This window comes from Kribbella sp. ALI-6-A, from assembly GCF_001984195.1.
Taxonomy (GTDB): Bacteria; Actinomycetota; Actinomycetes; order Propionibacteriales; family Kribbellaceae; genus Kribbella.
The window spans coordinates 251750-278086 of the sequence record NZ_MTQN01000011.1 but is presented as its reverse complement, the minus strand read 5'-3'; the positions used below and the strand labels follow the sequence as shown (position 1 = coordinate 278086).

The 26337-nt window shown below is 70.0% G+C and carries 24 protein-coding genes; 16 read left to right on the top strand and 8 right to left on the bottom strand.

The window, feature by feature from the left end:
* The first annotated feature begins 233 nt into the window (after window positions 1–233).
* The gene (locus BWI15_RS21875) at window positions 234–2309 is read left to right on the top strand and encodes a nucleoside hydrolase (RefSeq protein ID WP_202817708.1); all 2076 of its coding nucleotides are present in this window, start codon (window positions 234–236) and stop codon (window positions 2307–2309) included.
* A gap of 34 nt (window positions 2310–2343) precedes the next feature.
* On the opposite strand, the gene BWI15_RS21870 is transcribed toward BWI15_RS21875, so the two are convergent.
* Window positions 2344–3354 carry a zinc-dependent alcohol dehydrogenase family protein gene (locus BWI15_RS21870; RefSeq protein ID WP_202817707.1) on the bottom strand — a complete coding sequence of 337 codons (1011 nt, stop codon included), beginning with the start codon at window positions 3352–3354 and terminating at the stop codon, window positions 2344–2346.
* A gap of 81 nt (window positions 3355–3435) precedes the next feature.
* Between BWI15_RS21870 and BWI15_RS21865 the strand changes: the two genes are divergently transcribed.
* Window positions 3436–3831: an ArsR/SmtB family transcription factor gene (locus BWI15_RS21865; protein ID WP_143465768.1), complete on the top strand. Its 396-nt coding sequence runs from the start codon at window positions 3436–3438 to the stop codon at window positions 3829–3831.
* On the opposite strand, the gene BWI15_RS21860 is transcribed toward BWI15_RS21865, so the two are convergent.
* Window positions 3759–4400, bottom strand: coding sequence for a hypothetical protein (locus tag BWI15_RS21860; RefSeq protein ID WP_077016340.1), 642 nt, complete (start codon window positions 4398–4400; stop codon window positions 3759–3761). The two genes, BWI15_RS21865 and BWI15_RS21860, sit on opposite strands and share 73 nt — an antisense overlap.
* A gap of 173 nt (window positions 4401–4573) precedes the next feature.
* Here BWI15_RS21860 and BWI15_RS21855 point away from each other — a divergent pair, with 173 nt between their 5' ends.
* Both BWI15_RS21855 and BWI15_RS21850 read left to right on the top strand, forming a co-directional pair.
* Window positions 4574–6643 (top strand): sensor histidine kinase, encoded by a 2070-nt coding sequence (locus BWI15_RS21855; RefSeq protein ID WP_083750930.1) that lies wholly within the window; start codon window positions 4574–4576, stop codon window positions 6641–6643.
* Window positions 6636–7280, top strand: coding sequence for a response regulator transcription factor (locus BWI15_RS21850; RefSeq protein WP_077016339.1), 645 nt, complete (start codon window positions 6636–6638; stop codon window positions 7278–7280). The genes BWI15_RS21855 and BWI15_RS21850 overlap by 8 nt, the downstream gene beginning before the upstream one ends.
* Before the next feature lie 10 nt (window positions 7281–7290).
* Here the strand turns inward: BWI15_RS21850 and BWI15_RS21845 are convergent, their stop codons facing one another.
* The 3 genes from BWI15_RS21845 to BWI15_RS21835 are packed head-to-tail and all read right to left on the bottom strand — an operon-like array spanning window position 7291 to window position 9805.
* Window positions 7291–8496 (bottom strand): M20 metallopeptidase family protein, encoded by a 1206-nt coding sequence (locus tag BWI15_RS21845; protein WP_077016338.1) that lies wholly within the window; start codon window positions 8494–8496, stop codon window positions 7291–7293.
* Window positions 8493–8882, bottom strand: a complete 390-nt coding sequence (locus tag BWI15_RS21840) for an ankyrin repeat domain-containing protein (protein WP_077016337.1) — start codon at window positions 8880–8882, stop codon at window positions 8493–8495. Before BWI15_RS21840 ends, BWI15_RS21845 begins: the two co-directional genes overlap by 4 nt.
* Window positions 8879–9805, bottom strand: a complete 927-nt coding sequence (locus BWI15_RS21835; protein ID WP_077017184.1) for a 5'-3' exonuclease — start codon at window positions 9803–9805, stop codon at window positions 8879–8881. The genes BWI15_RS21840 and BWI15_RS21835 overlap by 4 nt, the downstream gene beginning before the upstream one ends.
* 71 nt (window positions 9806–9876) lie before the next feature.
* Here BWI15_RS21835 and BWI15_RS21830 point away from each other — a divergent pair, with 71 nt between their 5' ends.
* On the top strand, window positions 9877–10317 hold the full coding sequence (locus tag BWI15_RS21830) for an Lrp/AsnC family transcriptional regulator (RefSeq protein WP_077016336.1): 441 nt from the start codon (window positions 9877–9879) through the stop codon (window positions 10315–10317).
* Window positions 10318–10332: 15 nt separating this feature from the next.
* On the opposite strand, the gene BWI15_RS21825 is transcribed toward BWI15_RS21830, so the two are convergent.
* Together BWI15_RS21825 and BWI15_RS21820 are read right to left on the bottom strand one after the other, a co-directional pair.
* Window positions 10333–10959, bottom strand: coding sequence for a class I SAM-dependent methyltransferase (locus BWI15_RS21825; protein ID WP_077016335.1), 627 nt, complete (start codon window positions 10957–10959; stop codon window positions 10333–10335).
* A 109-nt stretch (window positions 10960–11068) separates the two neighbouring features.
* Entirely contained in the window at window positions 11069–12523 is a 1455-nt protein-coding gene (locus tag BWI15_RS21820) for a KamA family radical SAM protein (RefSeq protein WP_077016334.1), read from the bottom strand.
* A gap of 159 nt (window positions 12524–12682) precedes the next feature.
* Between BWI15_RS21820 and BWI15_RS21815 the strand changes: the two genes are divergently transcribed.
* From BWI15_RS21815 to BWI15_RS21785, 7 genes are all read left to right on the top strand, one after another.
* On the top strand, window positions 12683–13735 hold the full coding sequence (locus BWI15_RS21815; RefSeq protein ID WP_077016333.1) for an L-erythro-3,5-diaminohexanoate dehydrogenase: 1053 nt from the start codon (window positions 12683–12685) through the stop codon (window positions 13733–13735).
* Window positions 13736–13738: 3 nt separating this feature from the next.
* Window positions 13739–15340, top strand: coding sequence for an amidohydrolase (locus tag BWI15_RS21810; RefSeq protein WP_077016332.1), 1602 nt, complete (start codon window positions 13739–13741; stop codon window positions 15338–15340).
* Entirely contained in the window at window positions 15337–16905 is a 1569-nt protein-coding gene (locus tag BWI15_RS21805; protein WP_077016331.1) for a lysine 5,6-aminomutase subunit alpha, read from the top strand. Before BWI15_RS21810 ends, BWI15_RS21805 begins: the two co-directional genes overlap by 4 nt.
* Window positions 16902–17660: an OAM dimerization domain-containing protein gene (locus BWI15_RS21800; protein WP_077016330.1), complete on the top strand. Its 759-nt coding sequence runs from the start codon at window positions 16902–16904 to the stop codon at window positions 17658–17660. The genes BWI15_RS21805 and BWI15_RS21800 overlap by 4 nt, the downstream gene beginning before the upstream one ends.
* Complete coding sequence (locus BWI15_RS21795; RefSeq protein ID WP_077016329.1) at window positions 17657–18046, top strand: hotdog domain-containing protein; 390 nt, start codon at window positions 17657–17659, stop codon at window positions 18044–18046. Before BWI15_RS21800 ends, BWI15_RS21795 begins: the two co-directional genes overlap by 4 nt.
* Before the next feature lie 587 nt (window positions 18047–18633).
* Window positions 18634–20202: an apolipoprotein N-acyltransferase gene (lnt, locus tag BWI15_RS21790; RefSeq protein ID WP_077016328.1), complete on the top strand. Its 1569-nt coding sequence runs from the start codon at window positions 18634–18636 to the stop codon at window positions 20200–20202.
* 33 nt (window positions 20203–20235) lie between these two features.
* A complete protein-coding gene (locus tag BWI15_RS21785; protein WP_083750929.1) occupies window positions 20236–20796 on the top strand; it encodes an FxsA family protein in 561 nt (186 codons plus the stop codon).
* Between the two features lie 272 nt (window positions 20797–21068).
* On the opposite strand, the gene BWI15_RS21780 is transcribed toward BWI15_RS21785, so the two are convergent.
* Window positions 21069–21455, bottom strand: a complete 387-nt coding sequence (locus BWI15_RS21780) for an RNA polymerase-binding protein RbpA (RefSeq protein ID WP_077016327.1) — start codon at window positions 21453–21455, stop codon at window positions 21069–21071.
* A 455-nt stretch (window positions 21456–21910) separates the two neighbouring features.
* Here BWI15_RS21780 and BWI15_RS21775 point away from each other — a divergent pair, with 455 nt between their 5' ends.
* From BWI15_RS21775 to BWI15_RS21760, 4 genes are read left to right on the top strand one after another with little or no spacing between them, the layout of a single operon-like run.
* Window positions 21911–23236, top strand: coding sequence for a sugar ABC transporter substrate-binding protein (locus BWI15_RS21775; RefSeq protein WP_077016326.1), 1326 nt, complete (start codon window positions 21911–21913; stop codon window positions 23234–23236).
* Window positions 23233–24213 (top strand): carbohydrate ABC transporter permease, encoded by a 981-nt coding sequence (locus BWI15_RS21770; RefSeq protein WP_237771399.1) that lies wholly within the window; start codon window positions 23233–23235, stop codon window positions 24211–24213. The genes BWI15_RS21775 and BWI15_RS21770 overlap by 4 nt, the downstream gene beginning before the upstream one ends.
* Complete coding sequence (locus BWI15_RS21765; protein WP_077016324.1) at window positions 24210–25076, top strand: carbohydrate ABC transporter permease; 867 nt, start codon at window positions 24210–24212, stop codon at window positions 25074–25076. Before BWI15_RS21770 ends, BWI15_RS21765 begins: the two co-directional genes overlap by 4 nt.
* A 5-nt stretch (window positions 25077–25081) precedes the next feature.
* Window positions 25082–26326, top strand: a complete 1245-nt coding sequence (locus BWI15_RS21760; RefSeq protein ID WP_237771398.1) for an alpha-L-fucosidase — start codon at window positions 25082–25084, stop codon at window positions 26324–26326.
* Window positions 26327–26337: the final 11 nt, after the last annotated feature.

The window sequence follows — 26337 nt, the reverse complement described above, 5'->3', positions numbered from 1 at the left end:
GGGGCGGCGCCTGCACCCTGTGGATAACTCCCGACGCGCGGTCGACGGATGTGACGTACTTGAGGCATGGCGACTGAACTCCCAGAAACAGTTCGAAGTCAGAGCCTCGCGGTGGCCCGGCACTTCGGCACCAAGGCCGGCCTGCCCGGCGAACAGGACTCCAGACGCTGGCGGACGCCTACCTCGCCACGTACGAGTTCGCGGCACCGCTCATCGTCAAGGTCGCCGACGACATGCTGGCCGACCTGCGGGACGATGTCGGGTCGCGCCGGACCGACCGGATCTTGGCGCTGGGGCGCGATGGGCACAGTCTGGCCATCGCGATGCGCAGGCTCGAGCCGGCGTTCTACGGCAGCCACGTGTCCAACCTGGTCGTTTCGCGCGCACTGGTCGAGAACGCGCTGCAGGACCTCGAGCGCCACCATGCCATGCGGTTTCCCCAGGTCCACGGCTATCGACGAGTGGCGCCGCGGGTGGATCCGGCCGACACGGACGGCGGATTCCGGGTGCTCAGTGAGTACCTGCAGTCGGACGGCGTGCCGGTCGGGATGCCGGAGAGCCGGGTCACCGTGTTCGACACGAGCTTCAAGGGCACCGTGCAGGGGCTTCTCGCGGCCGTGTATCCGGAGACGACCTTCGCCGGGCGCTACGCGTTCCTCGGCGAGTCTCCACACGATCCGCATCCGGGCAGCAAGAAGGGGTACGAGATCCACCTGAGCGCCGCCCAGACGCGGGAGGGCCGGCCGTTCTACGAGCTGCCCGCGGACGAGTCGAAGACGTTCGCGCACCAGCTCGGGATCAACGCGGTCGAAGAACTGCTCGACGGTCCGATGTCGACCGCGGTGAGAATCGCGGCCGGGCGGCCGGTGCAGACCGGTCAACGCCACCAGCCCGAGCTGCTGCGAGGTCTGAGTCGTGGCCGGATCTCACCGCGGCTTCGGTCGTGGCGGGTGCGGGAGGCGGTCAAGGTCGTGAACCTGTACGCGATCGCTGACCGCGCGAAGGAGGCTGCTGTCCAGCGCGACGCAGGTCAGAACTACCGAGTCGGGTTGGAGGCCGGTGCCCGGCGCTACCGTAGCCAGATCCGGGCCTGGATCGTCGGCGGTGAGGTCGAGCCGAGGCTGAAGGATCTTCTGGACGCCTTTGTGCATCGCACCGACAAAGAGCACGCGGAGCTGCTCGACCGGACCCTGGAACAGGCCCGGGTTCCGCAGGCACGCGCGGAAGCCCTCTGGGCGGCGTACGACCGCTGCGCCGCGGACGACGACAAACGGGTGTTCGTACAGAATGTCCTCAACTCAGCACAGATCGGCGGAGGTTTGCATGGGCGGCAGGACGACGAGAACCCGACCGAGGAGTGGCTCGCGATCGTGGAGCTGAGCGAGAGCTTTGAGGAGTTCGGGGACATCGGCGATTCGCCCGGTGGACCACCACCGCCGCTCGGGCCAGCCGCGATCACCCGCGCGCCGATGATCATCGACACCGACGCGGGTGGGGATCCGGACGACTCGGTCGCGTTGGTGGTCGCGGCCCGGTCCGTGCCCGAGCTAGCGTTGGTGGTGACCAGCGACGAGTACGGCGGGGAGCGCGCACGGTTTGCCCGGTACCTGCTGGACTTGGCGGGGCGGCCGGAAGTGCCGGTGGTGGCCGGGTCGGATCTCGGGAACGACCGGTTGTACTTCGCCGACGGACTGTTCCCGGCGGACGTGGCCAAGCAGGATGCGGATCTGCTCGGGGCTGTGGACACGGTCTGCGGTTCAACCGCGGGGCCGGTGCGGTGGGTGGGAATGGGGCCGCTGTCGAACCTGGCCGCGCTGCACGACGCGCGGCCGGAGTTGGTGGCGAAGATGGTCGTGACGCAGATGGGTGGCGCGATCAACTACCGGGATCCCACGCGGGCCGAGCACAACTTCCGGATGGATCCGGAGGCAGCGATCCGTATGCTGCCGGTGCTGGAGATGTCCGTGCCGTCGTTCGTGGTGTCCGACGTGACGTTCAACCCGGCGATGGAGATCCTGGCCGACTCTCCGATCTACCAGAAGTGGGGCACGGCGGGTCGTCCGCCGTGGGCGCCTGTCCTGCGGGCACACCTGGACCGGTGGATGGAGCAGTACCCGGGATCGATGCAGCACGATGCGCTCACCCTGGCTGCCGCGATGCTGTGGCCGGGTATCCGGTTCGGCCGGCATCGGGTCGCTTTGGATCCGATCGGCCGGATGACGCTCGATGCCGACGGCATCGAGATCGCGATGTCGATCAGCGCGAACTACGCGGCGTTCATGGACTGGTTGGAAGCCCGTGTCACCTGAGCTCGTGAGAGTAGCTGGTGCCTGACGCCTGGTGTCAGGGCCGAACCGTGAGAACGAGCTTGCCGATGTGAGCGTTGGCGTCGAGCTGGGTGTGAGCGGCAACAACCTCGTCCAGCGGGAACGTCCCGGCGATCACCGGCCGGAAGGCCCCGGAGCGCAAGCCTGCAGTGATAAACGCTTCAGCGCGGGCGAGGCGGAGCGGGTCGCGGCTGGTCTCGTGCATCGTGTACGAGCGGATGCTGAGCGCGGGCAGACCGAGCTCGACGCCCGGGTACGGCGTGGGCTCGCCGCTCAGCGCGCCGTACACGAGCAGCGTTCCGCCGGGGGAGACCAGGCGGGCCAGGTCGGTGATGCCTGAGCCGGCGACGGCGTCGAGGACCATCCGGACGCCGCGGCCGTTGGTGAGTGCGGCGACCCGAGCGGGCACGTGCTCGGTGCTGGTGACGATCACCTCGTCGGCGCCGTGGTCGAGCAGTGCGGGCTTCTTGGCCGACGTCCGGGTGAGGGCGATGGTGCGGACGCCGAGGTGCCGAGCGACTTGGATCAGCGCGAGGCCGACGCTGCTCGACGCGGCGTTGAGCAGCACGGTGTCTCCGGGCCGGACGCCGCCGCCCTCGACAAGAGCGCCGTACGCGGTGAGGAACGCCATCCAGGTGGCCGAGCCGGTGATCGCGTCCACGCCGTCCGGGCGGCGTACCACCGCCGCGGCCGGAACGATGGCGCGGTCGGCGTAGACCGGGTAGTCGTTCTGCGAGAACGCCGGGACCACGCTCACCGCGTCGCCCGGGCGCAGGTCGCCGACCCCGGGACCGGTGAGTTCGATCTCGCCCGCCGCCTCCGCCCCGAGACCGGCCGGGAACTGCCGGACCGGCTCGATGTAGTGCCCGCTGCGCCACAACGCCTCGGCCCGATTGATGCCGATGGCATCGACCCGCAGGCGCACCTCGCCCGGCCCCGGCGCACCGATCGGCTCCTGCCGCAACTGGAGCACCTCCGGACCGCCCAGCTCGTGGAACCGCACCACTGTCGCCTGTTCACTCGTCACACCGGACAGTGAACCGCCAAGTTTGACGGCTGTCAAACTTTGATGGCTCTCAAACTATGACGAGTGTCGTACTATGGTCCGGTGAGCGACGCTCGGATCCCACCGCACCCGGACCCCCGGGACGTTCCGCTGCAGCAGGTGCTGGAGGCGCTGGTCGATCCGGTCCGCCGCAGCATCCTCACCCAGCTGGCCCACGCGGCGGACGACGTGAAGTGCGGAGGCTTCGACCTCGACGTCAGCACGTCGACCGCCACGCACCACTTCAAGGTGCTGCGCGAAGCGGGGCTGATCCGCCAGTACTACGTGGGAACGTCCCGGATGAACTCGTTGCGCGGCGACGAGGTCGGTAAGGCGTTCCCCGGCCTGCTCGACGCGATCGTCGCCGCGGAGTCGGGCCGCCGGGGTCAGCGCCGGGGCACGTCGTCGGCGACGACCAGGTCGGGCCGGAGCGCCAAGAGGACTCCGAGCGTCGCGTAACCGACCAGCAGGTGGCCGCCGCCGACCCAGCGGGCGGCTGCGTCCCCGAAGACCACGGTGGCCGGGATCGTCACGAACACCCAGCTCTCGGCGACCAGCGGCCACCAGCGCAGCAGCCCTCGCCAACGCGCGGCGAAGGCGAGTTTGATGCCGATGATCATCATGCCGATCATCGAGAGCGGCCAGCAGATGTCGAGCACCATCAGCCAGGTGGCGTCCTGGAGGCTCGCCGGGAAGACGCCGTGCAGGAGCGACCACACGCTGGCGATGCCGAGCACGACCGCTTCCACCTTGAGCATCAGGACTGCGGGCCGGCTGAGCCCGGTCGCGCGGGTGCGGAACTGGATCGTCAGCAGGCAGAACAGCCCGAGCTGGAACGCGAGCCCGGTGAGGTCGCCGATCCGTTCGGGGGTGCCTTCGCTGACGGTGGAGAACGCGAAAATGCTCGCGCACCAGGCCAGCGTGCCCGCGGTCAGTCCGAGTCCGAGCCGGCGGATCTGCTGGACCCCGAACGGTGCGGTACCAGCACTTGGCAGATCGGGCCGGGTGCGGGCCGGTGTTTCGGTCATGGTGGTTCCTTCCTCCCCTGGGGCACGCTGCGCACCCCCTTCACCCACCCTGCGGCGCTTCCCGGCCCGGGCGGCAGGGACGCCGGTCCTCAAGTACGTCCCGGCGTTGTCCCGACGAAAGACGGGACAACCGGCCCGCGACGGCGGGACGCCGGTTGGGTGACAATGCAACGGTGACCGAGGTGGGGGAGACCGAGGTGGGGGAGTCGCGACGGGCGGGCCAGGCGGCGGCCGCGCTGTGCGTGGCCGCGGTGATGCTCGCCGTCGCGACGGTCGCCCTCGACCTCGCCAACCACGGTCGGGTCCCGCCACAGGCCGAGCTCGATGCCGGCTGGTCGGCCGTGCTCTCCGGACTCGCCCAGACCCTGCCGGGGCTCCTCCTGCTTCGCCGCCTTCCGCGCCATCCCGTCGCCTGGGTCCTGACGCTCAACGGCCTGCTCTGGATCGTCGACGGCTTCGCGTCCACCTGGGCGGCGTACGCGATCTACACGTCACCCGGTCTGCCGGGCGCCGCGGCGGCGTACTGGTTCTACTCCCGCTTCGGCGCGATGCTGCTGCTCGGCCTGCCGTTGCTGATCCTGCTGTTCCCGGACGGCCGGCTCGTGCGGGCTCGGCTGTGGCGCTGGTTGTCGCTCGCCAGCCTGGCCCTGACCTCCGTGCTGCCGTTGCTGCTCGTGGTCGTCCCGGTCGACGTGATGATCCGCTACCACGACGCCGCGCTCCCGCCCGAGATCACCCGGCTCCCGCTCGACCCGTTCGGCATCGATCTCCCGTACGCCGTGTGGGAGCCGATCATGCGGTTCGCGTACGCCGCTGTGCTGGTCAGCCTGGTGATCCCGTTCGCGGTCACCGTGCACCGCTACCGCGCCGCCGGGTCCGAGCGCCGGGCGCAGATCCGCTGGCTGATGTGGGCCGCGCTGGTGGACATGTTCGTGCTGCTGATCCCGCTGGAGAACCCGCCGGCCGTGGGCGCGATCGTATTCGGACTCGCGATCGCGCTGACCTCGGCCGCGATCGTCGGTGCCGTCACGAAGCACCGCCTCTACGCGATCGATCGGTTGCTGCCGGCCACCTTCCTGTACGGCGTACTGGCGCTGCTGGTGGTCGCGGTCGACCTCGCCGTCTTCGCCCTGGCGGGCGGAGTGCTGGGGGAGCGGGACGCCGCCCTGGCCGCGATCGCCGTGGTCGCCGTCGTCTACGCCCCGCTGCGCAGCCGGCTCTGGCGCGCTGCGCGGCGGCTGGTCCGCGGATCCCGCGACGACCCGTACGCCACGGTGGCGACACTCGCCGAGCGACTGGAGTCGGCGGCCGATCCGGACGAGCAACTCCGCGCGGTTGCCCGGACGCTGGCCGAGGCGTTCCGGCTGCCCTACGTACGGGTCGAGATCGGGCAGCGCGCGATCGTCGAGTACGGCCGGCAAACTGGTCCCACGATCGCGCTTCCGGTCGGCTACCGCGGTGAGCCGGTCGGGCAGTTGGTGCTCTGCCCGGGCGACGGCAGCAGCTTGTCCGAACGCGACCAGCGACTGCTCGGCGATCTGGCGCGGCAGGCGGCGGCCGCGGCGCGAGCCAGCGAGTTGAGCACCGAGTTGCAGCGTGGACGGAGCCGCCTGGTCGCGGCCCGCGAGGAGGAGCGACGCCGGATCCGGCGGGACCTGCACGACAGTCTCGGCCCGTCGCTCGGCGCGGTCGCGCTGCGGATCGAAACGGCGCGCAACCTGGCCCGCTCCGCGCCCGACGAGGCCGACCGGATGCTCGACCAGGCGACGGCCGAGGTGGCCTCGGTGCTCGCCGACGTCCGGCGGCTGGTGCACGATCTGCGACCTCCGGCGCTGGACGAGCTCGGCTTGGTGCGCGCGATCGAGCAGCAGGCCGAGCGGTTCCGGCTGTCCGGCTTGCAGGTGCGCGTCGAGGCGGTGCCGCTGGGTCCGCTGCCGGCGGGAGTCGAGGTCGCGGCGTACCGGATAGCGTCGGAGGCGCTGACCAATGTGGCGCGGCACGCGGCGGCCTCGCGGTGCGAGATCCGGCTTGCGATCGGGGCCGGACCGGCGCTGGAACTGTCCGTCACCGACGACGGAGTCGGCATCGGCGAGCAGACCGCCGCCGGGGTGGGCATGGTCTCGGTGCGGGAACGGGCGGCCGAGCTCGGTGGCGTGTGCAGCGTGACCAGCCCGGCCGGTGGTGGCACCGTCGTCGAGGTGAGGTTGCCGTTGGACGCCGTACCGGAGGTGCTGCATGTCTGAGTCGGTGCGCGTGATGCTCGTCGACGACCACCCGGTCTACCGCGACGGACTGGCCGCGCTGCTCGGGTCCCTGCCAGGCGTCGAGGTGGCCGGTACGGCGGGCGACGGGCTGGAGGCGGTCGAACGGGCCCGCGAGCTGCAGCCGGACGTAGTGGTGATGGACGTGCAGATGCCCCGGCTGGACGGGATCGAGGCCACCCGCAGGATCGTTGCCGACAGCCCACATATCGGGGTCGTTGTGCTGACCATGGCCGAGCAGGACCAGACCTTGTTCGCGGCGATGCGGGCCGGTGCGCGCGGCTACCTGCTGAAGGGCGCGAACCAGGCGGAGATCCTGCGGGCGATCACCGCCGTGGCCCAGGGCGAGGCGATCTTCGGACCGGCGGTCGCCCGCCGGGTCACCGAGTTCTTCGCCGCTACGCCGGCGCCGGACGGCGACCCGTTCCCGCAGCTGACCGCGCGGGAACGCGAGATCCTCGCACTGGTCGCCGCCGGCCGGTCCAACCCGCAGATCGCCGCCGAGCTCTATCTGTCCCCGAAGACCGTTCGCAACAACGTCTCGAACATCTTCGCCAAGCTGCACGTGGCCGACCGGGCCGAGGCGATCGTCCAGGCCCGCACCGCGGGCCTGGGGTGAGGGGCGGCGGTCAGCCGCGGGCGATGCGCCGAATGGCGAGCTCGGCGAGCAGCGCCGAACCGTCCGGAAGGACCGAGTCGTCGAAGTTCGCCAGCGGGGAGTGGTTGTCGGCGGCGGCCTCGGGGTCGGAGGTGGCGCAGGCGCTGAGGTTGAGGTAGACGCCGGGGACCTCGTTGAGGACGTAGGACATGTCCTCGGCCCCGCAGCGCGGATTGGCACGTTCGCGGAACCGGTCGGGGCCGAAAACGTCGACGATGGTCTCGCGGGCGAACTCGTACTCCGCGGCGTTGTTCACCGTCACCGGGTAGCCGATCTGGTACTGGACCTCGGTCGTCAGCCCGTGCGCGGCCGCCATCGACTCGACCAGCCGGACCGACGTCTGCTGCACCTTGGCCCGGGTCTGCTCGGAGAACGTCCGCACCGTCGCGTCGAAGAAGGCATCGTCGGGGATGATGTTCTCCTTCGTGCCGCCCGCGATCCGCCCGACGGTCAGCACAACCGGGTCGAACACGTCGAACTGCCGGGTGATCATCGTCTGCAGCGCGGTCACCATCTCGCACGCCACCGGGATCGGGTCCTTGCCCCGGTACGGCGTCGACCCGTGGGTGCCGGCCCCGACGATGCGCACGTGCAACTGGTCGGCCGCGGCCATGAACGAGCCGGGCTTGCTGCTCCACATCCCGAACGGCTGGCCGGCCGACCCGACGTGCAGGCCGTACGCCGCGTCCGCCCGCCGTCCGGCCGCGTCGAGCACGCCCTCGCGGATCATGATCGGCGCGCCGCCAGTGGTCTCCTCGCCGGGCTGGAACATGAACACCACGTCGCCGGCCAGCTGGTCGCGCAGCGCGTGCAGGATCTTCGCGGCGCCGACCAGACCGGCGACGTGCAGGTCGTGGCCGCAGGCATGCATCATGCCGGGGTGCTGGGACTTGAACGGTACGTCGACCCGCTCGGTGACCGGCAGCGCGTCCATGTCGCCGCGCAGCAGGACGACCGGCCGGACGCCTTCGCTCGGGGCGGTCCCGCGCAGGACGGCGGTGACCGAGGAGAGCTCCTTGCCGAGCGTGATCTCCAGGTCCAGCCCGTCCAGGGCCTCGAGGACCAGGGCCTGCGTCTTGGGCAGGTCGAGGTCGTACTCGGGGACCTGATGCAGCGCGCGGCGCAGGTCGACGATCTCGGAACGGAACCGCTCGGCGAGGTCGAGGGTGCTGGTCACTCGGTGCCCTCCAGGAGGCTGATCAGGTCGGTCTGCTCGAACATCCGGGCGGTGTCGAGCGCGTTCGGGCTGCCGGCCGTGGGGTCGGCGCCGGCCGCGAGCAGCGTGCGGACGATCTCGGGCTCGGCCTTGAAGACGGCACCGGCGAGGGGCGACTGGCCGCGGTCGTTGAGCCGGTTGACGTCGGCGCCTCGGTCGGTCAGCAGCTGCACCGTCGACGGCTGACCGTTGTAAGAGGCAAGCATCACCAGAGTGTTGCCGGAAGCATCGGTCAGGTCGACCGGCACGCCGCCGTCGAGATAGGCGGCGAGCCGCTCGTCGTCGCCGTTGCGGGCGAGGTCGAAAACGAACTGGGCGATTTCGGAGAGCTTGTCCGGGTCGCTCATACGGCGTCCTTCGGGCCGACGTTCAGGGCCTGCATCACCCGCTGGGCGCTGCTGCCGAGCTCGAGCAGCTCCACCAGGTCGAGCCAGCGCTGCGGGTCGGCGACCTCGGTCGGCATCTCCGGGTGGTGGACGTTGACGGGCGCGTCGGTCGCGACCGCGACGACCTTGGGGGCCACGTCGAGGTAGTCGGCGGCGTCCAGGATCTTGCGCTTGACCCCCGGAGCCATCGGCGTCGACGGGTCGGCCGCGGCGGCGCGGATCTCGGCCAGGCCGCCGTACGCGGTGACCAGGGAGGCGGCAGTCTTCTCACCGACGCCCTTGACGCCGGGCAGGCCGTCGGAGGCGTCGCCGCGCAGCGTGGCGAAGTCGGCGTACCGGTTGGCGGGGATCGAGTACTTGGCCAGCAGTGCCTTCTCGTCGTACACCTCGGCGCGGCCGACGCCCTTGGCGGCGGTGTAGATGACGCGGATGCCGCGGGAGTCGTCGATCAGCTGGAACAGGTCCCGGTCGCCGGTGACCACGTCGACCGGCATCGTCGCCCGGTGCGACAGCGTGCCGATCACGTCGTCGGCCTCGTGGTCGGGCGCCCCGGCGATCGCGATGCCGAGCGAGTCCAGGCAGGCCCGGATGAACGGCACCTGCACCTCCAGCCGGTCCGGCACGTCCTCGACCTGCTCGCCGCCGGCCGCGACGAACTCGACCCGCTGCGCCTTGTACGACGGGATCAGCTCGACCCGCCACGACGGCCGCCAGTTGTCGTCCCAGCAGGCGACCAGGTGGGTCGGCCGGTGGTTCTCGACCAGCCGCGCGATGAAGTCGAGCAGCCCGCGGATCGCGTTGGTCGGCGTGCCGTCGGCGGCCTTCATCGTGTCCGGCACGCCGAAGAAGGCGCGGAAGTACAGCGACGCGGTGTCCAGCAGCATCAAACGCTGGGGAGTCTCAGCCATGGGGTGATGCTTTCATGCCGGGGCCCGGGGGCAGTAGGGTCTCCAGCGTGGAGGACCTGGATCGCAAGATCGTCGCACTGCTGGCGTCGGACGGCCGGATGAGCTTCACCGACCTCGGCAAGGCGACCGGCCTGTCCACGTCAGCCGTGCACCAGCGGGTCAAGCGGCTGGAGCAGCGCGGCATCATCCTGGGGTACGCGGCAACGATCGACCACACCGCGCTCGACCTGCCGCTGACCGCGCTGATCTCGATCCGCCCGATCGACCCGTCGCAGCCCGACGACTCGCCCGAGCGGCTGCGCGACGTCCGGGAGATCGAGTCGTGCTACTCGGTGGCCGGCGACTCCAGCTACGTGCTGATCGTCCGGGTCGCCTCGCCGGCCGCGCTCGAGGACCTGCTGGCCACGATCCGGGCCCGCGCGAACGTCTCCACCACGACCACGATCGTGCTCAGTACGCCGTACGAGCGCAGGCCTCCGGCGCTCTAGCTCGTCCGCGCGAGGCTAGCTCTTCTGCGCGAAGAAGGCGGCGTAGCCCCGGCCCGGTGTGCTGCCGGGCTCGGTGAGCTGGGCGGTGACGACCAGCCCCGCTTCGGCGAGCGCTTCCACCATCACCTCGGGCCGGTAGAGGTAGGCGGTGTAGCTGACCGGCATCCCGTACGCCTTCTCCGGCTGCAGCGTTTCGTCCTGGCCGGAGTGCGTCCCGATCAGGACCCGGCCGCCCGGTCGCAGCACACGGGCGAACTCGGTGAACAGCCCGGGCAGCTCGGCGCGCGGGATGTGGAAGGTCGAGTACCACGCCAGTACCCCGCCGAGCTCGCCGTCCTTGAACGACAGCTCGGTCATCGACCCGACCTCGAACGTGACGCCGGGATAGTTCTTGCGGGCCAGCTCGATCATCTTCGGCGACAGGTCGATCCCGGAGATGTCGCAGCCGATCGCCTTCAGGAAGCCGGTCGTCCGGCCGGCGCCGCAGCCCAGATCCACGATCGGGTCGCCGGTCAGCTCCGCGAACGCCGTCAGCATCGCCCGCTCGAGCGGGTTTCCGGCCATCCGGTCCTTGACCAGCTCGTGGTAGGCGTCCGCGACGTTGTCGTACGACGACCTCGTGGCGGCAAGGTGCTCAGTCACCCGGCCAAGGTTAGTCGCTGCCCGTAGCAGATCCACCACGCAGTCCGCGGGTGGGCAGTCTTCCGCCGGTGCCGTCGACCCCTGTCCGTCGGCACCGGCGGAAACCTCGTCAGGTGATCTGCAGCAGCTTCTGCGACTCGGCCGCCGCGCGCGACGCCGCGGCCTGCTCGGTCGCCGCGGCGATCGAGTCGCCGGCGTGCGTGCGCCACCAGTCCTGGCCCTCGGCGGGCAGGGTGTCGATCGGGTCGTAGTACTCGTAGGTGCGGTTCAGCGCCTCCGGGTCCTGCTGCTCGATGCCGGTGCGGTAGTTCTTCTTCCAGTACGAGATGCCGCGCACCTCGTCGTACTCGGACAGCTGGTGCACCCAGCGCTTGCCGACGTACGGGACGTCGCAGACGATGCGCGGGGTGGCGAAGCCCGGCAGGTAACCGAGGATCCCGTGCTGCAGGTGCTGCGCGTCCTTGACCGAGACCCGCCAGTGCTCGGAGAACGGGATCATGTCGCACATGTAGAAGTAGTACGGCGTGATCGTGGCGCCGTCGAGCAGCGCGAAGCACAGGTCGAGCAGCTGCGGCACCGAGTCGTTGACCCCGCGCATCAACACGCCCTGGTTGCGCACGTCGCGCAGCCCGGCCTCGAACATCGCCTTGGTCGCCTCGGCCACCAGCGGCGTGACGGATTGGGCCGCGTTCACGTGGGTGTGCATGGCAACCATCACGCCCCGCTGCCGCGCGATCGTCGCGACCCGCTCGACGCCGGCCCGGACGTCGTCGTCCAGCCAGTGCTGCGGCATGCCCATCAGCGCCTTGGTGGCCAGCCGGATGTCGCGGATGTTCTCGATCTCCAGCAGGCTGGTCAGGAACGCCTCCAGTCGCGGCCAGGGCATGTTCGCCACGTCGCCGCCGGACACGACGACGTCCCGGACGCCGGGCGTGCGGCGCAGGTAGTCGAGCATGTCGTCCAGCCGCTGCTGCGGCTTGATCGTGAACTTCAGCTTGTCGATCACCGGCGTCGAGTTGCCGACCAGGTCCATCCGGGTGCAGTGCCCGCAGTACTGCGGGCAGGTGGGCAGCACCTCGGCCAGGACCTTGGTCGGGTAGCGGTGGGTCAACCCCTCCGTGGCCCACATCTCGTGCTCGTGCAGCGAGTCCCGCGTCGCGTGCGGGTGCGACGGCCAGTCCGTCCGCCGATCGGTGAACATCGGCAGCATGTAGCGCCGTACCGGGTCGGCGTAGAACGCCTCGGTGTAGTCGGCGGCGCCGTTCGGGACGATCGTGTTGAGCATCTGCGGCGGCAGCAGCATCGACATCGTCGCGCGCTCGGCCTGGTCGCGGGTGAGGTCCTCGTACACCCGCTCCTCGAGCAGGTCGCCCATCACGTCGCGCAGCTGCTTGACGTTCTTCACGCAGTGCGACCGCTGCCACTGCACGGAGCGCCACTGCTCGGCCGTGACGTCCTTGAATCCCGGCATCCGGGTCCAGTCGGGCTCGACGAGCTCCGCGCGCCGATAGGCGTACGGCTGGCCGTCGGGAACGGTCAGCTCCGGGGTGATCAGCTCGGTCACAGAAGTCCTCCGGGGGCTCCATGGGTGATGCGGTCTTATGTGAGGATAGCGATAGAACGTCCCGCAGATCCAACAGTACGCCGCAAGATTTCCTCTCAGACCGGAAATCAGTAGTATTTTGCCCGGCTTCATTCGGAGCCGCGAACCCTTGGAGGCAGCGTGTCGTCGAGCCCCGTCGGACTGCACCGCGTGATCGAGCCGGCCGGTGTGCTGCCGCAGGCCGCGGCCCGGCTGGACGCGCATCCGGAACTGTGGCCGGACGAGATCCGGATCGCGGTCGAGCGGCTCAACCTGGACGCGGCGTCGTACCGGCAGCTGGCCGAGGCGCACGGGCACGACGGCGAGGCGGTCCGGCAGGCGGTGCTGGAGATCGTCGCCGAGCGCGGCAAAATGCAGAATCCGGTCACCGGGTCGGGCGGCATGCTGGTCGGCGTCGTCGACGAGGTCGGCCCGGAGTCGCCGCTCGGCGTGAAGCCGGGGGACCGGGTCGCGACGCTGGTCTCGCTGACCCTGACGCCGCTGCAGATCACCGACGGCCTGCGCCGCTGGGACGGTCGCAGTGAGCAGGTACCGGCCGAGGGGCACGCGATCCTGTTCGCCCGCTCGATCGTCGCGAAGCTGCCCGATGACCTGGCTCCGGAGCTGTCGCTGGCGGTGATGGACGTTTGTGGCGCGCCCGCGCTGACCGCGCGCGTGGTCCGCGAGTATGTCGACAAAGGCACAAAGCCTGTCGTGTCAGTAATTGGCGGCGCAGGTAAGAGCGGGTCGCTCGCACTGGCCGCCGCACGTCGGTCGGGAGCGGCCCGGACGATCGGGATCGTGCCGGTCGAGGCCGAGCGCGAGCGCCTGGAAGCGGCTGGTCTGGCCGACGTCGTGGCGCTGGCCGACGCTCGCGATCCCGTCGCGCTCGCGGCGGCTGTCGAGGCGTCCGGGGGACCGGCCGACATCACGGTGGTGTGCGTGGACGTGCCCGGCTGCGAGCACGGCGCGGTGCTCGCGACGGCCTCCGGCGGCACGGTGATCTTCTTCTCGATGGCGACCTCGTTCTCGGCCGCCGCGCTCGGCGCCGAGGGTCTGGCGGCGGACGTGACGATGCTCGTCGGCAACGGCTACGTGCCCGGTCACGCCGACTACGCGCTCGAGCTGCTGCGCTCCGAACCGGGTGTCCGGCAGCTCTTCGAGAGCCGGCTGAAGGCGGAGGGGCAGGATTAGCCCGTGCGCACACTTCTGACGAACGGATCCGTCTACTCACCCGCCGACCCCCACGCCACCGCGATCGCCTTCGACGACGGTGTGATCACCTGGCTCGGCGACGACAGCAGCGCGTCGTCGTACGCGAACGGTGCGGACGAGGTGATCGACCTGCAGGGCAAGCTCGTCACGCCCGCGTTCGTCGACGCCCACGTCCACACCGCGCAGACCGGTGCCCTGCTGACCGGCCTCGATCTGATCGGCACCACCAGCCTGACCGAAGCCCTCGATCGGCTGGCGGCGTACGCCGGACGGCTCGCCCCGGACACGGTGATCGACGGCGCGGGCTGGGACGAGACCAAGTGGCCCGAGGGCCGGCCGCCGACGGCCGAGGAGCTCGACCGCGCCGGTGGCGGCCGCAGGGTCTACCTGTCCCGCGTCGACGGTCACTCCGGCGTCATCTCGTCCTCGCTCGCGGCTGCGGTCGACGGGCTCGCCGGCCAGGCTGGATACGACGCGAGCGGACGGGTCGAGCGGGACGCGCACCACGCCGTACGGGATGTGTTGAGCGAACTGGCCGGCGCCGACCAGCGTCTGGCCTACGCCCGCGCCGCGGTGAAGGCGATGGCCGAGCGGGGGATCGGTGCCTTCCACGAGATGGCCGCGCCGCACATCGGGCCGGTATGGGAGCTGCCGCTGGTCCGGCAGGCCGCGGAGGAATTGGGGCTGTCGGCAACCTTGTACTGGGGCGAGACGGGAGTCTTCGACAACGTCACCCAGTACGGGCTGGCGGGTCTGGCCGGTGACCTGAACGCCGACGGCGCGCTGGGCTCACGCACGGCCGCGCTGCGAGCGCCGTACGCCGATCGCGCGGATCACCGCGGGCACGCGTACCTCACCCCGGAGCAGATCGCCGAGCACGTGATCGCCTGCACCGAGAAGGGTGTCCAGGCGGGCTTCCACTGCATCGGAGACCTTGCCCTCGACAACATCGCCCGCGGCTTCGAGCTGGCGGCCGAGAAGGTCGGTGTCCCGGCGCTGCTGGCCGCGCGGCACCGTCTCGAGCACGTCGAGATGCCGGACGCCGCGGTCGTCGCGACGCTGGCGAAGTGTGGCGTCGTGGCCAGCGTGCAGCCGATGTTCGACGGCCACTGGGGTGGTCCGGACGGCATGTACGCCGAGCGCGTCGGTGACCGCTGGGAGGGCATGAATCCCTTCGGCACGCTCCAGCGGGCCGGCGTCGTGCTGGCCTTCGGGTCGGACGCGCCGGTGACCTCGCTCGGGGGCTGGGAAGCCGTGCGGGCGGCCGCGTTCCACCACACCGAGGCGGAGCGGATCACCGTCCGGGCCGCGTTCCAGGCGCACACGCGGGGTGGCTGGCGGGCTGCCGGGATCGACGACGCCGGCGTGCTGGCGCCGGGCTCCGCTTCGACGTACGCGGTGTGGGAGATCGACGCCGACCTCGTCGTCCAGACGCCCGACCCGCGGGTCGCGGCCTGGTCGACCGACCCGGGCGCCGGCGTACCGGTGCTGCCCGATCTCAGCGACCCGGCCGTGCTGCCGAGCTGTCTGCGGACCGCCGTCGGTGGTCGGCTGGTGTACGACTCCGAAGGATGGTCCCAGTGACGCGTGCGGTGAAAAAGCTCGACCTCGATCCGGTCACCGTCCGGAAGGCGCGCAGCCTGGCGCGCAAGGCGGGCAAGCCGATCGTGAACATCGCCCGGCAGCACACCACGGTCTCGGTCGAGCGGGCCGTGCTGCGCCTGGCCGGCCTGGCCGGTGCGGACTCCGAGGGCATCCCGTGGGTGAACCGGCTGGCCGACACCGTTCGGGCCGACGTCGGCCTGGAGCACGGGCTGGCGCTGCCGGTGTGGGACGCGCTGGTCCGGGGCGAGGCCGAGGACCTGGCGGTGCTGGCGCAGAAGGCGGCGTCGGGGTCGGTCACCTTCCGGCTGCCGGAGGGGCGGGACGCCGTACGGGCTCGTGCCGCGGCGCGCAAGGCAGCAGCCGGTGGGCTGAGGAAGGTGGACGCGCGGCGCCGCGAGCGGGACCGGCTGATCGCCAAGCACGGCGATCCCGAGCAGCGGCCGTGGATCTACCTGATCGTTGCCACCGGCGACATCTACGAGGACATCCCGCAGGCCCAGGCGGCCGCCCGGGCCGGTGCCGACATCATCGCGGTGATCCGGTCGACCGGGCAGTCGCTGCTCGACTACGTGCCCGAGGGCGCGACCCGCGAGGGCTTCGCCGGCACCTATGCGACGCAGGAGAACTTCCGGCTGATGCGCGCGGCGCTGGACGAGTCGTCGCGCGAGCTCGGCCGCTACATCCGGCTGACCAACTACGCGTCCGGGCTGTGCATGCCGGAGATCGCCACGCTGGCCGGTCTGCAGCGCCTCGACATGATGCTGAACGACTCGATGTACGGGATTCTGTTCCGCGACATCAACCCGATCCGCACCTTCGTCGACCAGCGGTTCAGCCGCCAGATCCACGCCCGGGCCGGGATCATCATCAACACCGGCGAGGACAACTACCTGACCACCGCGGACGCCGTCGAGGCGGCGCACACGGTCACGGTGTCGCAACTGCTGAACGAGTACTTCGCCAAGGAGGCGGGGCTGGAGGACTGGCAGCTCGGCCTGGGGCACGCGTTCGAGATCACTCCGGAGATCCCGGACTCGTTCCGGCTGGAGCTGGCGCACGCGATGCTGGCCCGTCAGCTGTTCCCGGACGCGCCGCTGAAGTGGATGCCGCCGACCCGGCACATGACCGGTGACGTGTTCCGCGGCTACCTGCTGGACGGTTTCTTCAACCTGGTCGGCGCGATGACCGGCCAGGGCATCCTGCTGGTCGGCATGATGACCGAGGCCGTGGTCACCCCGTGGATCTCCGACCGCGACCTGGCGCTGCAGAACGTGCGCTACGTCTTAGGTGCTGCCGGCAACCTTCATGAGGATTTCCACCCGGCGCCGGACGGCTTCATCGCCAACCGGGCCCGGCAGGTGCTGGGGGAGTCGGTGGAGCTGTTGGAGAAGATCGTCGACGACGGTCTGCTGAACGCGATCGGCGACGGCACGTTCGGGCTGATGAAGCGGCCGCAGGACGCGGGGCGTGGCCTGGACGGAGTGGCGAAGCGCTCTGCGGCGTACTACAACCCGGCGATCGAGTTGCTCGAGGAGGCGCAGTGAGCATCATCAGGCCGTACGGCGACACCACGGGCGACGGCATGGTCCAGATGTCGTTCACGCTGCCGATCTCGCACGACAAGCGGGCCGAGGGCGCGGCGGTGCAGCTGGCCAACAAGATGGGCATGGACCCCGCGCTGGTCGTGCACGCCAAGCCGATGGGGCCGGACTTCACCTTCTTCGTCGTCTACGGCCCGGTCAACCACCTGGTCGACACCGACAAGGTCGAGGTGATCGAGCGTGACTACCCACTGCTGTCGCCGAAGGACGCGAACCTTGCCATCCGCAAGGGACTGCGCCGCCGGCTGACCGTGGTCGGCGCGTGCATCGGCACCGACGCGCACACCGTCGGCATCGACGCGATCATGAACATCAAGGGCTTCGCGGGGGAGAAGGGCCTGGAGTACTACCGGGAGCTGAAGGTGGTCAACCTCGGCGCCCAGGTCGCCGTACCGGAGCTGGTCCGGCGCGCCAAGGCCGAGGAGGCGGACGCGATCCTGGTCTCCCAGGTGGTCACCCAGCGCGAGGCGCACGTGCTGAACACCAAGGAGATGTCGGCCGCCTTCCGCGAGGCCTATCCCGAGGAGTCCCGCCCGATTTTGGTTGCCGGAGGCCCCCGTTTCACCGAGCAGATGGCCGGCGAGCTCGGCGTCGACCGGGTCTTCGGCCGCGGCACGACGCCGGGCGAGGTGGCCAGCTACCTGGTCGACGTCCTGGTCACCCGCCGGATCCGCACCCCGAACAGGAGAAGCGCATGAGCAAGGCCGAGGTCGGTCTGTCGGTCACCCACCGCCGGTACGTGCCGTACAGCCACGCGCACTACGCCGGGCACCTGGTCGACGGCGCGTACGTGCTCGGCCTGTTCGGTGACGTCGCGACCGAGGTCTGCATCCGGGCCGACGGAGATGAAGGTCTTTTCGCTTCCTACTCCGACGTGCAGTTCGTGCAGCCGCTGCGGGCCGGCGACATGGTCGAGGTGACGGCGACGATCTCCCGGGTCGGGACCCGCAGCCGGGAGCTCGAGTTCGCCGCCCACGTCGTCTGCCGCGGGCGGCCGGACAAGTCGGAGTCGGCCGCCGAGGTCCTGGCCGAGCCGCTGCTGATCACCCGTGCGACGGGAACGGTCGTTGTCCCGGTAGCGTGACAGTTCGTTGCCCTGGGTAACGAACACGTGGCGTGCCGAGACGGCTCTGTAACGTGACTTCGCTTTCGCGCGACCGTTATTCCCTTGAGGACAGCCGAAAGTGTTACAACGCCTTGAAGGAGGCGGCGCAGAGGTTGACACCGCCGCTGCGAGCGAGCATCGTTTTGGGAGTCGTCAGAGTCCATTTTTTCAACGGACACACAAAGTTCGGCCACCGGATGATCCCGCGACGCTGACCAGGCCAGTGCCAGGCTTGAGTCGACGGGGGCTGAGATCGCCGGTGGACAGCCCCCCGCGGGGCAGAGGTGGAAGAGGTTCGGCGCCCAGTAGACAACAGCCGGGCGGCTCGCATCCAGCGGGTCCGCCGGTTGGTCCGAAGGGCGGCCGAGCCTCTTTCCTCTCTCTCGCTCGCGCTCCTCGGCCCCGCTCGTGCCGGCCGTCGCTTTCCGAGCCTGTTCGGAGCCGTAACACCGTCCCGAGAGCTGACCGACACCGTCGGGATCTCTGCCGGATCTCTCCTGGTACTTCGCACGCTGTACCGTCGTACGCACCGGTAGGTGCCGGACGGTGAGGCGAAGGGGACCCGAGTGGAACGGTTGAAGGCCCTGGCACGGCTGGTGCCCAGGATCGTGGTGGCGATCGGCGCGGGCGCCCTGCTCGGGCTCGCCTTCGAGCCGCACGACCATCCGTGGCTCGCGGTCGTCGCCGTACCGCTGTTCCTGGCCGCGCTGAACGGCGTCTCGGTCAAGGGCGGCATCCTGGTCGGCGCCGGCTTCGGTATCACCTACTACGCCGTCCTGGTGCCATGGCTCAGCGTGATCGGTGGCGACGCCGCGATCGCGCTGGCGATCCTCGAGGGACTTTTCTACGCCGTCTTCGGAGCGTTCGCCGGCCAGGTCCTCAAACACAAGCTGTGGTTGTTGTGGATCCCGTGCCTGTGGGTGGCCACCGAGTTCGCGACCGCGTCGGTGCCGTTCGGCGGGTTCCCGTGGGGCCGGCTGGCCTGGGCGTTCGCCGACACACCGCTCGGCAAGCTCGCCTCGCTGGTCGGGATCGCCGGGCTGAGCTTCGTCGTGGCGCTGCTCGGCGCGCTCGCCTACGCCGCCGTCCTGCGACGCGGCAGCGGCCTCGGCCTGCGCGCGGTTGCGGTGGTCGCCGGGATCGCGATCGTCGGCGGCAGCTCGCTGATCACGCTCTCGACCGCGGGCAACGGCAAGTCCGTGACCGCGGCGATGGTGCAGGGCAACGTGCCGGGCAAGGGCCTGGAGTTCCTCGGCCGGGCCCGGACCGTGACCAAGAACCACATGAACGCGACGCTGGACCTGCAAAAGCAGGTCGAGGCCGGCGCGCAGGTCAAGCCGGACGTGGTGATCTGGCCGGAGAACTCGACCGACATCGACCCGTACAAGGACGCCGAGACCCGGCGGGACATCGAGACCGCTGTCCAGGCCGTGCAGGTCCCGATCCTGGTCGGCGCGGTGACCGAAGGCCCTGGCCCGAACGAACGCCAGACCACCGGCATCGTTTGGGACCCGGCCACCGGTCCGGGGCAGCGTTACGCCAAGCGGCACCCGGTGCCGTTCGGCGAGTACATCCCCTTCCGCGACCAGCTGCTGCCCTACATCAAGCGGCTGGAGATGGTCGGCCGGCAGACCGCGCCCGGCGTGGGCCCGGGCTTGATGCCGATCAACGGGGTCACCTACGGCGACCTGATCTGCTTCGAGCTCGCGTACGACGACGTGGTGTCCGACGTGGCCAAGGGCGGCGCGCAGATCCTGGTCGTCCAGACCAACAACGCGACGTACGGCGGCACCGGGCAGCCGGAGCAGCAGTTCGCGATCACCCGGATGCGCGCGATCGAGACCGGGCGGACGGTGCTGATCGCGTCGACGTCCGGAATCTCCGGGGTGATCCAGCCCGACGGGACGATTGAGCACAAGTCGGGCCAGTTCGTGCCGGACGTGTACGTCGCGTCGGTGCCGGTCCGTGACCAGCTCACGCTGGCGACCCGGCTCGGCGGCTGGCCGCAGTGGCTCTTGACCGGCCTGGGGATCATGGGAGCAGTGCTGGCGCTGGTCGCGCGACGCACCCGCCGCCCGGCGGACCCCGGCACCCCGCCGGCCGCGACCCCCAGTCCTGAGAAGGTACCGGTCTGACCTGGTCGGCGCGGGGAGTAGGAGAGGTGCACCGTGAGCAACGTGTCCGGTAGTCCCGCGCGGAAGACCCGAGGCCTGCCCTGGTTCGTCGCCGCGGCGTTGCTGGTGGTCCCGATCGTGGAGATCTACGTGATCATCCAGGTCGGCCAGGTGATCGGTGGGTGGCCGACGGTCGCGTTGCTGCTGGTCGAGAGCGCGCTCGGCGCCTGGCTGATCAAGCGCGAGGGAGGACGGGCGTTCGCGGCGCTGAAGTCGTCGCTGGACACCGGCCGGATGCCCGGCAAGGAGCTGGCCGACGCCGCCCTGCTGCTGATCGGCGGCACGCTGCTGCTCACACCCGGGTTCGCCACCGACATCGTCGGCTTCTTCTTCGTCCTGCCCTTCACCCGGCCGCTCGCCCGCCGCGCGCTGTCGGCGTTCCTCGGCCGCCGCATCGTCGCCCAACTCGGCGGCAACCCGATCACCGGCTTCATGCCCGGCACCTACCGCCCGCCCACGCCTGATCAGGCCGAAGCCCAGCGCCGCCGCAACGACGACGTCATCCAGGGCGAGGTCATCGACCCGGACCAGCCGCCACGCCCCCAGGACCGCTGACGCCCCAGCCAGGCCTGCCACTGCCCGCCCTGAGGCGCCGCCCAGACCACCGGCCCCAGCCCCGTCCCGCCGTCCGCATTTGGACGGTCAACCCAACGACGGACGGGTTCAAGGTCCGCATGACGCGGTGGAACCCACCACGGCGGGGGCTGACCCATCAAATGGGCTCGGCGGGGAGAGGTGCTGTTGGAGGGACGCGGGGGTGTGAGCGGGAACACAGCGAACGGGCCGTTCCGCGTCGTTGCGGAACGGCCCGTTCGGGAGTTCTGAGGTCAGGCGGTGCGCTTGCCTGTGGTGTTGCGGGCCCGGTGCAGGTGCGCCGGACCGATCTCGCCGTTGCGCAGCAGCTGGACGCGCTCGGCGAGCAGTTCCTCGAGCTCGGAGATGCTCCGCCGTTCGCGCAGCATGTCCCAGTGCGTCCGGGCGGGCTTCTCCTGCTTCGGCTCCGGCTTCTCACCGGTCGAACGGGCGGCCTCGCTGCCGCAGTGCGGGCACTCCCAGACAGCGGGCACCTCGGCGTCGTGCGCCATGGTCACCTCGACCACGTGACCGCGCGGGCAGTCGTAGGTGATCATCTGGCGCGGCGCGAACTCGACGCCACGGTCGTCCTCGAAGCTGACCCCACCCAGCCCCGAACCACGCAGAACGCGATTAGACATGTCAAACCTCCGAGATTTCGTCATCCGTGCCAACGGTCGGCCGGCTCGGATCATTCCCATTTTGGCATGCCCGAGGCCAAGGTACGCACCTGACGAGCCCGTCGTGACCCCCTGTCATCGCCTGTTCACAGATGACCGTGTGTCGCGGACCACAGTCTGAAACGAGCATTCCCATCCGCAGCCGGTTGCCAGCGAGCCGGAATTCATTCGTCAGCAACGCTGGCTGGTGTCAGCGTCCATGAGCTTGCCAACGGTCGTCCCGCGCCACACATTCCGTGGCCCGGGCAGTGTGCCGAATCGGCCGGCCGGACGCGGCGCTGGAGGGCACGGAGCGCCCGCAGGGGGAGCTGCTGACGTGGTGAACCGTTGACGGGCTCCTTTGGAAAGCGCTATCTTGCGACGAAATGAGGCGCAGAAAGTACAAATTCGCCTCTTCGTCGACAGGAGAAGACGGCATGCGCAGCTCGTGGAAACTCGTCGCCGCAGGTCTGGCCACCACCGTTGTGGCGGCTGCCTGCGGCACGTCCGGCGCCGGTGAGGTGGCCCAGGACCCGACCGCGCCGCTGGAGCTGTGGGTCCGCACCACGCCCGGCGGCGACGGCGAGAAGGGGATGAAGAAGCTGGCCGCGGCCTTCGAGAAGGCGAGCGGTCAGGAGGTCGAGGTCACCGCGATCTTCGACGACTTCGAAACCAAGCTGTCCCAGCGGGCGGCGCAGAAGGATCTTCCGGATCTGGTGCTGAACGACTCGTCCCAGCTGGGCGCGATGGTCAGCCAGGGCATCGTGCGTGAGGTCGACCTGGCCGCGGTCAAGGGCAGCGATCAACTGCTCGAGCCGGCGCTCGCCGCCGGGCGCGCGGGCGACGGCAAGACGTACGGCGTCCCGTACTCGGCGCAGGCCAGCGCGCTGCTGATCCGCAAGGACTGGCGGCAGAAGGTGGGCCTGCCGGTGCCGACCTCCTGGGAGGCGCTGGGCGCGCTGGCGAAGGCGTTCACCACTCAGGACCCGGACGGCAACGGCAAACCCGACACGTACGGGCTCGCGGTGCCGGGCTCGACCAAGCGTGGCTACGCCTCGTGGTACTTCTCGAACTTCCTGTGGGCAGCCGGCGGCGACTTCATCACCGCGCAGGCCGACGGCAAGTACACGCCCGCGATGAGCACCCCGGCGTCGCTGGCCGCGACCACGTGGTTCCGCGACCTGGCCTGTACGACGAAGGTGGTGCAGCCGGGCGCGGCGACGATGGACACGCCGCCGACCAACGAGACCTTCGAGGCCGGGCGGACCGGGATGTACGTCGTCGGGCCGTATCTGTTGCCGCGGTTCGACTCGGCGCTCGGCAAGGACAAGTACGAGGTCGTGCCGATGCCGACCGGGCCGAAGGACGCGACGGTGCTGGCCGAGGGCGGCAGCGTCTACCTGATGGCCGGGTCGGCGAACCGGGCCGGGCAGGACGCGTTCGCGAGCTTTGCGATCTCGGCCGAGGGACAGAAGCTCGGCATGGCGGGGGAGAAGGCGTTCATCGTGCAGCTGCCGGTGAACAAGACCGTCGACATCTCCTCGGTGCGTGCCGACCCGCGCTGGAAGGTGTACGCCGAGGCGTACCGGGCGCACGGTCGCTACGCGCCGTCGATCCCGAACTGGACCGCTGTGCGCCAGTCGTCCGCGGACACCATCAACGCGCTGATCGCGGACTGCGACCTGCCGGTCGAGGCGGAGCTGAAGAAGCTGGACACCGCGCTGGGTGAGGCGTTGAGCCAGCAAGGGATCGGGGCTTCGTGACGACCCAGGAGGCGACGCCTTCGGTGTCGCAACAGGTGGTGGGTGGGGAAAGAGCGGACGGCGCCGGCGGGAAGCGTCGCTCGGCTGGCGTGGCCGGGCGGGTCGACCGCCGCCGGAGTGGGCGGTGGTGGATCCCGTGGGCGTTCCTCGCGCCTGCGCTGATCCTCTTCCTGTACTTCAAGTTCATCCCGATGGCGCAGGCCATCTCGATGTCCGTGCAGGACGTGAAGCCCTATCTCGGCAACACCTGGGTCGGCGCCGCGAACTACAGCGAGATCCTGGGATCGGAGGGATTCCGGTCGGCGGCCTGGAACACGGTCGTGCTGGCGGTGGGGCAGACGTTCGGGTCGATGGTGCTCGGGTTCGGGCTGGCGTTGCTGGTCGAGGGGCAGACGCGCAAGCTCAGCTTCATCCGGTCGGCGGCGTTCCTGCCGGTGGTCGTGCCGCTGGCGGTGGTCGCGGAGTTGTGGCGGATCATGTACCACCCGACCGCCGACGGCCTGATGAACCAGGTGATCGGCCTGGTCGGGCTGGGCCCTTCGGGGTTCATCAACCACCCGGACAGCTCGCTCGCCTCGATCGTTGTCACCGGCATCTGGCGTGGTGCGCCGTACGACATGATGATCTTCCTCGCCGGCCTGGCCGGGATCGACCGCGGCCTGTACGAGGCGGCGACGGTGGACGGCGCCTCGACCCGGCAGCGGATCCTGCACGTCACGCTGCCCGGGCTGCGGCCGGTGTTCGCGATCCTGTTCGTGCTCGCCGCCGTCCGCGGTTTCCGGAGCTTCACCGAGGTCTTCCTGCTCACCAACGGCGGACCGAACGGCTCCACCGAGGTCGTGATGACGCTGATCTACAAGCTCGGCCTGGAGCAGAACCGGCTCGGTGTCGGCTCGGCCGGCGCGGTCCTGCTGTTCGTCGCGACGCTCGTCCTGACCGTGTCCGTGCAACTGCTGCGCAGGAGGAGAGCCGCATGAGCGCCGCGACCGAAACCGCACTCGGCCTGACCGAACGCACAGGCGCCGGCGCGAAGCTGATCAAGGCCGCCGTCTACACCGGGCTGTTCGTCGTCTTCGCGGGCCCGTTGCTCGCCTTGCTGGTCAGCTCCTTCAACCACGTGTCGGACCCGACGCAGCTGAGCGTGATCCCGCGCCGTCCGACGCTGGACAACTTCCGGATCGCGTTCGACCACGGCGTACTGCGCTACCTGCTGAACTCGTTTTTCGTGGTCGGCTTCGGACTGCTGCTGCAGGTCGCGGTGTCGGTGCTGGCCGGGTACGCGCTGGCCCGCAAGGTGTTCCCGCTGATGACGCTGGTGATGGTCGCGATCCTGGCCACGATGATGCTGCCCGAGGAGATTCTCGCGCTGCCGCTGACACTCGTACTGGGTGATCTGCCGCTGCTGCACCTCAACCTGATGGGCACGCTGGCCGGCATGATCGTGCCGCTCGGCGCCTGGGCGTTCTCGATCCTGGTGATGACCGAGTTCATGAAGGACGTGCCGCGCGAGCTCGAGGAGGCGGCCCGGATCGACGGCGCCGGTGAGCTGCGGATCTTCGCCCAGATCATCCTGCCGCTGTGCAAGCCCGCGCTCGGTGTGATCGGGGTGTTCGGCTTCACGATGATCTGGGACCAGTACTTGCTGCCGTTGCTGGTGGCAACGGACTCCTCGGCGTACACGTTGCCGCTCGCGCTGCGGACCCTGCGGATCGACCCCGTGGTGACGCCCGGCGTCGTGCTGGCCGCGTCGTTGCTGGCGCTGCTGCCGTCGGTGGTGGTGTTCCTGCTCTTCCAGCGGTCCTTCGCGCGGGGACTGACCTCGGGGGCGTTGAAGGGATGACGGGCATGGAGTGGTTCCGGCGCGAGCGGTTCGGGATGTTCGTGCACTGGGGGCTGTACTCGCTGGCGGCCCGGCACGAATGGGTGAAGAACCGCGAGCGGATGACCGACGTCACCTACCAGCGGTACTTCGAGCGCTTCGACCCGGATCTCTACGATCCGCGCGAGTGGGCGCGGACGGCGCGTGCGGCGGGCATGCGGTACGTCGTACTGACGACCAAGCACCATGACGGGTTCTGCCTGTGGGACAGCGCGCTCACCGACTACAAGGTGACGAACACACCGTACGGGCGGGATCTGGTCGAGCCGTTCGTGGCGGCTTGCCGGGCGGAAGGGCTGAAGGTCGGGTTCTACCACTCGCTGATCGACTGGCACCATCCGCAGTTCCCGATCGACGGGTTGCACCCGCAGCGCGACGACGAAGAGACACACCAGGCGCCGCGCGACATCGCGGCGTACCAGGAGTACCTGCACGGCCAGGTCCGCGAGTTGCTGACCGGCTTCGGACCGATCGACTACCTGTTCTTCGACTTCTCGTACTCCGGCCGCCCGGACACGTGGGGCGGCAAGGGCGCCGAGGACTGGGGCGCGCAGGAGTTGCTGGCGATGGTGCGCGAGTTGCAGCCGGACCTCCTGGTCAACGACCGGACCGGCTTGCCGGGGGACTTCGTGACGCCGGAGCAGTACCAGCCGTCCGGTCCGCTGCCGGTCGCCTGGGAGGCGTGTCAGACGCTGAACGGGAGTTGGGGCTACGACCGGAACAACGTCGACTACAAGAGTCCCGAGCTGCTGGTCCGGATGCTCGTCGACGGTGTGTCCAAGGACGGCAACCTGCTGCTGAACGTCGGTCCGACCGCGCGAGGGCTGATCGATCCCGAGGCGGAGACCCGGCTGGCCGCGATCGGGCAGTGGATGCGGCTGCACGAGCGCTCGATCCGCGGCTGCGGTGCCTCTCGGTACCAGCCGCCCACTGACTGCCGATACACGCAGAACGGGGACCGGCTCTACCTGCATCTGTTCAGCTGGCCCTTCCAACACGTGCACCTGCCGGGGCTGGCCGGGAAGGTCAGCTACGCCCAACTGCTGTCGGACGCGTCCGAGATCCAGCTCGTCGAGCACGACCCGGCCCGCGCGGCCGAGAACACCCGCCCCGGTGCTCAGCCGCCGGGCACTCTCACCCTTCAGCTCCCCGTCCGCCGACCCGACGTCGCGGTCCCGGTCATCGAGCTGTTCCTCATTCCGCCCCGTTGATTCGGAGGAAC

Coding starts and splice junctions, on each gene's coding strand:
- BWI15_RS21760 (WP_237771398.1), top strand. CDS start 25,082: ATGGAGTGGTTCCGGCGCGAGCGGTTCGGGATGTTCGTGCACTGGGGG.
- BWI15_RS21835 (WP_077017184.1), bottom strand. CDS start 9,805: ATGCTGCTGGACACCGCGTCGCTGTACTTCCGCGCCTTCTTCGGCGTG.
- BWI15_RS21860 (WP_077016340.1), bottom strand. CDS start 4,400: ATGACCGAAACACCGGCCCGCACCCGGCCCGATCTGCCAAGTGCTGGT.
- BWI15_RS21850 (WP_077016339.1), top strand. CDS start 6,636: ATGTCTGAGTCGGTGCGCGTGATGCTCGTCGACGACCACCCGGTCTAC.
- BWI15_RS21875 (WP_202817708.1), top strand. CDS start 234: ATGCTGGCCGACCTGCGGGACGATGTCGGGTCGCGCCGGACCGACCGG.
- BWI15_RS21795 (WP_077016329.1), top strand. CDS start 17,657: ATGAGCAAGGCCGAGGTCGGTCTGTCGGTCACCCACCGCCGGTACGTG.
- BWI15_RS21780 (WP_077016327.1), bottom strand. CDS start 21,455: ATGTCTAATCGCGTTCTGCGTGGTTCGGGGCTGGGTGGGGTCAGCTTC.
- BWI15_RS21840 (WP_077016337.1), bottom strand. CDS start 8,882: ATGAGCGACCCGGACAAGCTCTCCGAAATCGCCCAGTTCGTTTTCGAC.
- BWI15_RS21775 (WP_077016326.1), top strand. CDS start 21,911: ATGCGCAGCTCGTGGAAACTCGTCGCCGCAGGTCTGGCCACCACCGTT.
- BWI15_RS21765 (WP_077016324.1), top strand. CDS start 24,210: ATGAGCGCCGCGACCGAAACCGCACTCGGCCTGACCGAACGCACAGGC.